Source organism: Psychrobacter sp. AOP31-B2-9, assembly GCF_052378005.1.
Lineage (GTDB): Bacteria > Pseudomonadota > Gammaproteobacteria > Pseudomonadales > Moraxellaceae > Psychrobacter.
On record NZ_JBQSXG010000166.1, the window covers coordinates 1 to 6,101 of the forward strand.

Here is a 6,101-nt window from a genome sequence, read left to right on the forward strand (position 1 = left end):
GTTTTGTCATTGCCATCCATAGCGACAGTTTGATGGCGGCGTGACAAACCTTGCAACTTCCAGCACGATGTAAAATAATTCTGGTAAAGCGCATGAGCCTGTACTCCGACATCCTCATTTGTGCCTAATTTATACTTTTTTGTCGGAGTTACAGGAGTCTTAAGGTGTTCAATCTCATGAGCCACGTTGCTAACCAATCCAAATATACCCGCCGTTACTATCCACATCATTTTTTGGCACAATATGCGATTAATCAGATAGACACGCTTGAGCTACGTTCGCAAGATATTGTCAGAAAAATGGGCTACCCACTAAAACATACCATTCCAGCTTGTGAGCGTCTGCGCCACGTATTGTCGAGCAGGTTTCTTGGGCTTGATGGTAGCTATATAGATAAGTACTTTACCGCTGATGAATTTTTAGTCAAGTTATTTGCAGTGATTGAGATGCCATATCAGCCATTTGCAGAAGATATATCTCAGATTAAATATGATTTAGCGCATTATCTCAATGCCGTACCTCAATATAGTTTACAAGCTGATATCGATTTTGAGTTCAGTGGCACAAACTGGATATCTCATGGCAATGCGGCGCGATTGGCTCATATACGCTTGCCTGATGATTTTTCCGAACTAAAAGAGGTAGCACGTACGTCTATAGTGAAAGAGAAAATCTATAAGCATCATCAGCAGTATGCGAGTGATTTGCCTTATAAAGGAGTGATTAAAGGCTATCGATTGATAGTTGAGAGAAATAATGGAGTGGTTAAGAGTATAGTGTATGGGCTGCCAAAATCTAGTGATGTGTGAATAAAAAAATTTTTCTAGAATAAGCGATATAGGATAAGCGATTTTTGCTCCATATGATATTTATCAGTTGATATTGAGCGCGCGGCCTAGGTATTAAAATAAAAAAGTCCCTATTTATTTTTGAATAGGGACTTTTTTAGGTTCAAATGATATAAGTTGAACGGTCACTTAAAAGTGATGAGTGTAGCCAAGCGTGTAAGTACGTCCTAGGCCTTTGTAATCAAACACTGATTTAGGTGCATAGCTACCATAATAGATCTGAGCTTGCTGTCCCCAAACGGTGGTGTAGTCTTTGTCGAGCAAGTTCTGAACGCCTAGACTAAACTCGCCTGAAGGCAAGAAGTAAGTGTAATCAAGATCAATGGTGGTATAGCCATCTAGCTCTTGCGTAGAGTCGCTGCTTGAGTCGTAGCCTGGGACATCACGCATCATATTCGCTTGTAGCTTAAGCGCTTGATTTTCATCTTCCCAGCGTGTCCACAAGCCGTATTTGGTTGGGCTGGTGTCAGTCACGACAGTGTCTTTATAGTCACCATCGACTTGCGTTTCGCTTTTGACCCAATGCGCTAGTGCGCCGATGCTCACATTGTCATTAATCGCATAGTCGCCCTTTGCTTCAATACCATACACACGCTTTTTATTATCACTTTGAGTGATCAGTAGGGTGCTACGATCATAGTCAATACTGCCATCTGATAGGCTATAGTAACCCGTCAGTTGACCCGTCAAGTTATTGTGACTGAACGAAGTACCTAACTCGTAGCTATCGGTTTTGATACCATCAAGCTCAGTACCTGAAACGTTAGAGCCGTTAACAAGCTCATAATAGTTGGCTGCATTTTTTGAGTAGATGCCTTGACCATAAAACTTAGCAGGATCAGGTAGCTCAAAGCCTTGTGAAAAGTTCGCAAAATAGCGTAAGTTGTCTGTAGGTTTATAATTGAGACCTAAATTAAATAAGCTAACATTATAGTCCGTGCTACCACCAGGGATTGCATCACCGCCAGTGGCATTGCCCAAGGCAATATCAGTCTGTACTGTGGTAGAGACAAAGTCATCAATTTTATTATTCAGGTGTTGATAGCGCATACCAGCAGTCGCGCTTAGTGTATTGGTTAGCTCATAATCGCCTTGAATGAACCCCGCGATAGAGTCTACCTCAGTACCAGGGTAGCGTCCGATAGTTGCAAACTCATCATTGACCAAGCCACCAGTAGCTAGACTTGTGCTTTGATTGAATATCATTTGATTGCTATCCAGTTTGTCTTGATAGCCGTCGATACCATAAGTTAGTTTGAGTTTATCAGTCCAGTCCTTGCTCAATGCGACACGTGCTGAAGTCACATCAGTTGACTGCTCTGAAGCGGCAAAATAGGTACCATAAATAAAGGGAATAAAACTCAGCTCTTCGGTACGATGTGATAGCTGAGCATATACTTCATGACCGAATAAGTCAGTATTGTGGTAATTGGCATTGTACTGCTGACGTTCCGTACTGGCTTGTCGATCACTCTCAAAACCATCACTAATCTCGGCACCGAATGGATAAGTGGTTAGATCATACTGAATACCGTAATCCGTATCTTGCTCACTCTTATAGTACTGTGCTGACAAGTCTAAAGTTTGCTGGTCATCAATCTGTAGTTGTGTGCTGGCTAAGATATCAATGGTCTCATTGTCCTGCAACGAACCCTGAGTGGTATCGGGAACGAGTATCTGACCGCTGCCGTCAAAGAAAGAACCAGTTTGTTCGTAGGTAACGGCTAGATTACCTTTGACCGTTTCTGTACCGCCACCGATAGAAGCGTGACCTTTATAAGAGATGTCGTCTTCGTCTTGGAAGCCTGAAGTTGCCTGTATAGAAGTGGTGACTTGTGGCTCACCAGATTGTGCTTTTTTAGTCTTAATGTTGATAATACCACCCGTGGCGCCGCCGCCATACACCGCTGATGCACCAGATAGTACCTCGATACTTTCGATGTTTTCCATACTGATTGAGTCTAAATAACGACTGATAGCACGTGAGGAATTCAGTGACACACCATCAATCATCACCTGCATGTCACGTCCACGCAAGTTCTGACCTGCACTCGTGCGTCCGCCGCTACCCAAATCGAGAGAGGGTACTTCTTGAGCGATAAAATCACCTAGACGCTTACCAGTACGGGCAGCTTCATCGACTTTGTACTCATCGATATACCAGACAGTCGCTGGAATATCAGAAATAGCCTTTGGCGTTTGATTGGCGACGACGACGATAGGCTCAAGCGTCGTACTAGGCTGAGCGCTTGCGTCAGTATCAATGGCTGTATCAGCAAATGCTGGACTGAACTGCACTAATGTGCCTACGGCCAGATATATAGGGGCTTTTTTAGAGGTCTTCACAGTAGTCAAAATTGCACTATACAAACGAGAGTAGGGTAAAGCATAAGAGGAAGTATGATGCTTAGACATAAGGACAAAACCGTATAGTAAATGAGAATTGTTAATGATACCTTTATCATTAAAACATGTCTATAAGTTATCTTTTGGTAAGCAAGATTAGCTATATGTTTGCGAAGATTGCATTCGTTTAAGAGAGTGAAAAACAAAAAAACTGCCAAACATTTTTAGGATTTGGCAGTTTCTATATTATGGTGAAGCGAATTATAGTAGAACGAATAAGTATTTAGTGACGTTATAACCTAAAAGGCACCGCTGAGTCCGACAAACAAGCTCGTTGACTCATCATCATCGCCTTGTGAGTGACTAATACCAGCATTGGCATTTAACAGACCGAAGCTTTTAGATAGCCCAAGCGTCATGCCGAGGCTATCATCGTCAGTATCTACCATCGGTGTGCTAAAGCTAATATTAGATAGGGTGTTTAAACGTGCGGTTACCGCTTCACGATTGTCGCTCAGCTGTTTTTGATAATGAATATCACCAAATAGGTTCAGGCTTTCCATTAAGTTATGATTGGCTTTAACCCCAAGCTTGCCATAGGTTGTCGTATACTTTTGTTCATCGAACTGCATGGCGATGCCAGAGCTTTCCTGTTCTTCAAGTTTACCAATCTTTACACGATTAGCGGTTGCACCAAGATAAGGAGTGATAGCCACGCTGCTGACTTGCATTGGGTAGCCCGCCTGAACGTTGGCATAAAACCGTTTACCATCAGCATTGGATTTAAATTCTTGCTGATAGTTGCCGAGCGTGACGGCACGTGTGACATCCACATCCATATTACCAAAACCAACGGCACCATTAATCTGTATGCCACCAAAATTGTCTAGCGTATTGCTGTGATAAACACCCAAGCCGACTTCATCCAGTTCAATATTGCTTAAGCCAGTAGAAACGCCTGAGTCCTCAAATTGATTTTGAGTAATATTACCATATATGCCTGTGACTGCATTTGCTGAATTGGGATGAGAAAAATCGACACCCAATAATACTTGTGCGTTGCCCTCGTCTTCAAACCCTGCAATGTCTTGGTTTTCAATTTCACCGACTGCCCATAATGTGCGGGCAGGTTTTTGCTCGCTGCTTTGGATTTGGTTGATGTGTGATTGCACACGCTCATTGGTTGCCAGTCCTGTGGTGGTCGCGATATGTGGTAATACACCGATTAAGCTAGGAGCTTTGACGACGGCATTGGCATAGTCAGCGATTACTTGGTGGGCATTGCCTGTTGGATGGATACCGTCAGCGAAGAAATAGGTTTCATTAGCGTCTGGAGTGGCTAAGTCGCTTGATCCACAGGTTAGCGAGCTGTCTGTACTACAGGCTGCTGTCGTAATATTAGTAAAACCAAAGGCCGTAGGGTTGGCAGCGACTTCTTGTAGTAAGCTAAAGGTGTCCAGTGGTATAATATTTGCGCCTGTATTTTGAGCGCCGATATACATGGACTGGTTATATAAGTTGGTGATATAAGTACTTTGCGCTTGTGCCACTGCACCTTGTTCGACGGCCCTAGGTGTAAGACCAACATCAGGAACATTCGGTACTAAGATATAGTTTGCACCACTGCTTTTTAGAGTGCCAATAGTGTCAACTTGACTGTTTACTGCTGATGTAATGATAGTTTCAGCATTATCTGGATCTTCTGCTGCGGCAAGTAAGTCATTTGCACCTGCCCAAACCACATAGAGCCCATCAGGATCTATTTTATTATTGGCAATATAGCTATTTACCTGACTATTGGCAGAAGCCACTGGAATACCAAAAGCCGTGACGTCTTCGCCCGCTCTCGCACCGCCAATGGCATAATTGTTACCCGTCTGGCTACCGTCATAAGTATTGGCGACAGCGGTGGTTCCCAGTTGCTCGGCGAATGAGGTCGCCCATGTGTTGTCAGGGTTGGTCGTAAACTGCCCTGATTCTTCTAGGCCAAAGATACCTTGGGTAAGAGGGCTGAAATAACCACCATCGGTTAAGCTGTCACCAAAAAAGGTCACGCTACTATAATCATTAGCATGAGCCAATCCTGCTGTGCAAAGTGTGACTGCTAGCATGCTTTTAGTAAGGGTTTTTAGAATAGAGGGATTAACAATAGTACGAGTTGTATGATAAGACATATCGACTTCCTTGTCGTAAATATGGCGAGATTATAACTCGATTGTAACGATTTTTTAAAATCCTAGCAATCTATTTGACTGTATAGTCCTGTGTTAGGTCACGAGTGCTCTTTAACTTTGGAGTAAGTGTGATGCTTGTCTATTAAGCTATATTTGCTGCCAGATTGATGTTGGACTATCATGGTCTCACACTTATGTTAGTTATCGATATCGCAAGTAGCCGCTTCGTCGATAATGATTTATGATGAATCGACATTATGGATTATTTATATAAAAGCAAATCATGATTTTTATTAGCAACACCATCAGTCTTAACGACCACGAAGTAGAGATTAGCGCCATACGTGCACAAGGTGCTGGCGGGCAAAATGTCAACAAAGTTTCTTCTGCCATTCATTTGCGTTTTGACATTCATGCTTCAAGTCTTAGTAACTCACAAAAAGAGCGTTTGCTGACCAATAATGATAACCGTATTAGTAAAGAGGGCGTATTTGTGCTGAAAGCGCAGCAGTTCCGCACACAAGAAAGAAATAGGGCAGATGCTATCGAGCGCTTGCAACAATTTATCATACAAGCCACTTATATCAGCAAAAATCGTAAACCTACCAAACCGAGCAGAAATGCTAAACGTAAACGTATGGACAAAAAAACGCAGCGGGGTAAAACCAAGGCGCTGCGAGGTAAAGTAGACTTTTAGCACGTTATAAATACTGCTATTTTGAGTCGATCACAT

At 42.8% G+C, this 6,101-nt stretch carries 4 protein-coding genes; 2 read left to right on the plus strand and 2 right to left on the minus strand.

The features are described from left to right. Positions 1–176: 176 nt before the first annotated feature. On the plus strand, positions 177–809 hold the full coding sequence (locus ACT3SX_RS13395; RefSeq protein WP_442070065.1) for a hypothetical protein: 633 nt from the start codon (positions 177–179) through the stop codon (positions 807–809). A gap of 168 nt (positions 810–977) precedes the next feature. Here ACT3SX_RS13395 and ACT3SX_RS13400 read toward each other — a convergent pair whose 3' ends face one another. Both ACT3SX_RS13400 and ACT3SX_RS13405 read right to left on the minus strand, forming a co-directional pair. Further along, positions 978–3,263: a TonB-dependent receptor gene (locus tag ACT3SX_RS13400; protein WP_442070063.1), complete on the minus strand. Its 2,286-nt coding sequence runs from the start codon at positions 3,261–3,263 to the stop codon at positions 978–980. A 230-nt stretch (positions 3,264–3,493) separates the two neighbouring features. Beyond that, a complete protein-coding gene (locus ACT3SX_RS13405) occupies positions 3,494–5,368 on the minus strand; it encodes an autotransporter domain-containing protein (protein WP_192520206.1) in 1,875 nt (624 codons plus the stop codon). A gap of 283 nt (positions 5,369–5,651) precedes the next feature. On the opposite strand from ACT3SX_RS13405, the gene arfB reads away from it, so the two are divergent. Next, entirely contained in the window at positions 5,652–6,065 is a 414-nt protein-coding gene (gene arfB, locus ACT3SX_RS13410) for an alternative ribosome rescue aminoacyl-tRNA hydrolase ArfB (protein ID WP_192520205.1), read from the plus strand. The last annotated feature ends 36 nt before the right edge of the window (positions 6,066–6,101 follow it).

Coding starts and splice junctions, on each gene's coding strand:
- ACT3SX_RS13395 (WP_442070065.1), top strand. CDS start 177: ATGAGCCACGTTGCTAACCAATCCAAATATACCCGCCGTTACTATCCA.
- ACT3SX_RS13400 (WP_442070063.1), bottom strand. CDS start 3,263: ATGTCTAAGCATCATACTTCCTCTTATGCTTTACCCTACTCTCGTTTG.
- ACT3SX_RS13405 (WP_192520206.1), bottom strand. CDS start 5,368: ATGTCTTATCATACAACTCGTACTATTGTTAATCCCTCTATTCTAAAA.
- arfB (WP_192520205.1), top strand. CDS start 5,652: ATGATTTTTATTAGCAACACCATCAGTCTTAACGACCACGAAGTAGAG.